This window comes from Candidatus Jordarchaeum sp., from assembly GCF_052745115.1.
Genome location: NZ_JBRAKS010000424.1, coordinates 1 through 2,978, shown reverse-complemented (window position 1 = coordinate 2,978; position 2,978 = coordinate 1). Strand labels below are relative to the sequence as shown.

The window sequence follows — 2,978 nt, the reverse complement described above, 5'->3', positions numbered from 1 at the left end:
AAAAAACGCTTCTTTCCGGGGAAACTTGTGAGCAAAACACAAGCATATACTTCCCTTATACGGTAAAAAACTCCCAAGCGAATACGTAAAGAATTTTTATGTGGATACAATAGGTTTCTGGGCACCGGGAATAAAGCTGGCAATCGAAGTCTTGGGAGCAGATCACGTTCTTCTGGGAACCGATTACCCCAATGTACTGATAAACCCGAGAGAGCATGTGGAAATCGTAAAATCGCTCAAACTTCCGGATGAAGACGAAGAGAGGATTCTATGGAAGAATGCTGAGAAATTATTTAGCTTATAATGCTAATCGGGATCAGAAAACATTCTAGGTAGGTCACGGCATACTAATCAAAAACTTTCAGGATATTTGCTTCACTAATTTTATTATGTGAAACTTATGTTCATAACCATAGCCAACATTCCCCCATCTACAGGTAAAATCGCTCCAGTTATGTAATCAGATGCTTGGGAGACCAGCAAAAGGGCTGCGGCTTTGATTTCGTCGGGATTTCCTTCTCTTCTCAAGGGTATTCCAGAGTATACAAATTTTTCAAGCCCCTTTTTGAAGGTGAATTCGGTCATACGAGTTCTGAAGAATCCGGGGAGAATGGCGTTGACATTTATGCCATATTTCGCCCATTTTACAGCGAGATCCTTCGTTAAAGTTATTAGACCTGCCTTGGAGGCACTGTAGGCTGGTACTGGCATAAACTCTTCCGGTATGCCTCCCATTCCCGCAGTTGAGGATATGTTGAGTATTTTGCCCTTCTTGTTATTCTTTACCCAGTAATTGGCAACTTTCTGGGAGAGGAAAAAGGCGGCTTTAAGATTTATTCTCATTATTTGATCCCACTTCTCCTCAGAGTACTCTAGTGAGGACATACCCCAGGTCATACCAGAATTATTAACGAGGATATGGATATCATTAAATTCTTCCAAAGTTGTTTTTACCAAATTATTAATTTCTTCCATTTTTTCAAGATCGCATTTAACTGGTAAAACTCGAGTTTCCTGATTTGACAGCTCCTCAGATACCTTTTTCAAGGTTTCAAACTTGCGAGAAGCAATGACAACATTGGCACCGGCCTCAACCAAGCCCTCGGTAATGGCTCTTCCTATTCCACTTCCACCGCCAGTGACAATCGCCACTTTACCATTTAAGCGAAACAAATCCATAACGTGCATAGAAACACCCTTTCATGATTTTATGAAAATCTTCAAAGTAAAACATGTTATGAAACATATTTTGAATGTCTTCTCAAATATTATAAAGATAACTGAGAAAAGGTACCTGTTCACCATCGATCTAAAAATTGCTTTAACAGATTTAGATTGTAAAAAAATAGCTAAGGAACACCAAGCGAATTGCCATCAAAGATTATTCCTTTATTCGCCTCAGCTCTATCTTAACCGCATTTATTCTGTCCATGCACTCAAGCTCAACAACGTCTTGGTCTGCTACCCACTCGGCGGGAAATCCACCTCCAAACTGAAGCATAATAATGTAAGGGAATATATCAGGGTAAAAGAAGCCACACAGTCCTCCTGAGCTGTGTCCGCTGAGTTCGATCTGGTCTCCTACCTTATGGCCGGCAGTACATAAACCTTTAACTTCCTTTATTGTGCCAACTACGCGAAATCCGATTTTTTGCGTTTCTCCCATTTTTATTTACCTCCCTTTTTCTAATTTGTTTATTCACTTCACTGTATTAGTTCAAGGTACTTATTTGATTTAATAGTAAAAAAATATTCTTGAGTTTATATATTGTGTTTAGTGTATTAAGATATGTTTATTAGCGTATTATTTTTAAGTTAAATTAAAAGTCGGAATTATTTGATGAAATAAGGGGCGTATAATTTGTCGGCGAAGACTATTGACGAGGTAATGTTGGAGTTAAAAAAGCTCTATGATAGGAGTAAGGAGAGGGAGAAGTGGAGGGTGTTAACGGGCAGAAACCCAAAGGATAGCTATGACACTTTTATCACTACGGATAAGTATTTGTGGCAGCTCAAGTCGGAGTTTATTGGGCCTGGTCAGGCGGTGGGTGTGGGCTCCAATGTTCGTAGGATCGATGATGAGATTAGGAAAGTGGTGAATGAGGGGACGCCGACTCCCTTTGGAATGTTGGTTCCTCAGAACAGGGAGGTTGCCATTATACTTGCCGGTATCCAAAAATATTCCTCAGAGTCTGTGGATAAATTGGCTAGGTATTATGCTTCGGATAAGCAGTCGGAACTGGAAGAAAAGCTGGATGAGGAGCTGGAAAAGCTTATGCAGAATCCTAATTTTAGAAAGGAGTATGAGAGATATAAGGAACGCTCAAAAAGACCTTACGGATAAATGAAATATTAATATTTTTTGGAATGTTTCTTTGTTTATTATCTTGCTTTTCTTTTACTTGCGTTGAGTACTGTTATTCCTACTATCTTTTCTTTTTCATATCGGATTATAACATCATCGTCGGTGAGCTCTGAATTATCTGTATGGCTGGGTTTTTTGAAGTTTATGTATAGGACATCTGCATCTTTGTCGTGTGTCACCCAAATTTTTTTGCTCGGTACTTTCAGTAAATCGGGAACGAGAGCTAATATTTTTTCCACTTCTATTTGGGCCATATCCTTCTCCTCCTTTCAAACTGCTTTTTCTTGCTTGTTAGAAAGGCAGTAATAATAAATCCATCATTTTCTCTCACCTCTTTGTATATTACGATGTATTTACCTTTTTCCAACTCTTTTATGGCTATACATTCACCTGCTATACCTTCATAGATTGTTTCAGGCTCCTCAACACATTCCATAACTTCGTAATAATAGCCAGCCACTTCTGAGTGGTTTTCTGTGATGTGGAACCACCTTTCATCAGATAACCGGATAGGAACTTTATTTTTAGAAAGAGCAGTATCCATTTTTGCTGCACTTCCTGTTTTTGTTGAACTCGATTTGCAGCTACGGTATTTTTTTTCTAAAAAATTATG

Annotated in this window: 6 protein-coding genes; 2 read left to right on the top strand and 4 right to left on the bottom strand. The window is 38.8% G+C overall.

Features of this window, described 5'->3' with window-relative positions:
- The first annotated feature begins 46 nt into the window (after positions 1-46).
- Positions 47-304 (top strand): amidohydrolase family protein, encoded by a 258-nt coding sequence (locus ACUVXA_RS18990; RefSeq protein WP_445872860.1) that lies wholly within the window; start codon positions 47-49, stop codon positions 302-304.
- Positions 305-387: 83 nt separating this feature from the next.
- Here the strand turns inward: ACUVXA_RS18990 and ACUVXA_RS18985 are convergent, their stop codons facing one another.
- Together ACUVXA_RS18985 and ACUVXA_RS18980 are read right to left on the bottom strand one after the other, a co-directional pair.
- Positions 388-1,188: a glucose 1-dehydrogenase gene (locus ACUVXA_RS18985; protein WP_445872859.1), complete on the bottom strand. Its 801-nt coding sequence runs from the start codon at positions 1,186-1,188 to the stop codon at positions 388-390.
- 193 nt (positions 1,189-1,381) lie between these two features.
- A complete protein-coding gene (locus ACUVXA_RS18980; protein ID WP_445872858.1) occupies positions 1,382-1,666 on the bottom strand; it encodes a TIGR04076 family protein in 285 nt (94 codons plus the stop codon).
- 195 nt (positions 1,667-1,861) lie between these two features.
- On the opposite strand from ACUVXA_RS18980, the gene ACUVXA_RS18975 reads away from it, so the two are divergent.
- The gene (locus tag ACUVXA_RS18975; RefSeq protein WP_445872857.1) at positions 1,862-2,344 is read left to right on the top strand and encodes a hypothetical protein; all 483 of its coding nucleotides are present in this window, start codon (positions 1,862-1,864) and stop codon (positions 2,342-2,344) included.
- A gap of 38 nt (positions 2,345-2,382) precedes the next feature.
- Here the strand turns inward: ACUVXA_RS18975 and ACUVXA_RS18970 are convergent, their stop codons facing one another.
- Positions 2,383-2,619 carry a DUF2283 domain-containing protein gene (locus tag ACUVXA_RS18970; RefSeq protein WP_445872856.1) on the bottom strand — a complete coding sequence of 79 codons (237 nt, stop codon included), beginning with the start codon at positions 2,617-2,619 and terminating at the stop codon, positions 2,383-2,385.
- On the bottom strand, positions 2,607-2,978 hold a 372-nt coding region (locus ACUVXA_RS18965), incomplete at its 5' end, for a hypothetical protein (protein ID WP_445872855.1). The genes ACUVXA_RS18970 and ACUVXA_RS18965, both read right to left, overlap by 13 nt.

Bases quoted from the DNA above. Each gene is read 5' to 3' on its own strand.
- ACUVXA_RS18985 (WP_445872859.1), bottom strand. From the start codon at position 1,188: ATGCACGTTATGGATTTGTTTCGCTTAAATGGTAAAGTGGCGATTGTC.
- ACUVXA_RS18980 (WP_445872858.1), bottom strand. From the start codon at position 1,666: ATGGGAGAAACGCAAAAAATCGGATTTCGCGTAGTTGGCACAATAAAG.
- ACUVXA_RS18970 (WP_445872856.1), bottom strand. From the start codon at position 2,619: ATGGCCCAAATAGAAGTGGAAAAAATATTAGCTCTCGTTCCCGATTTA.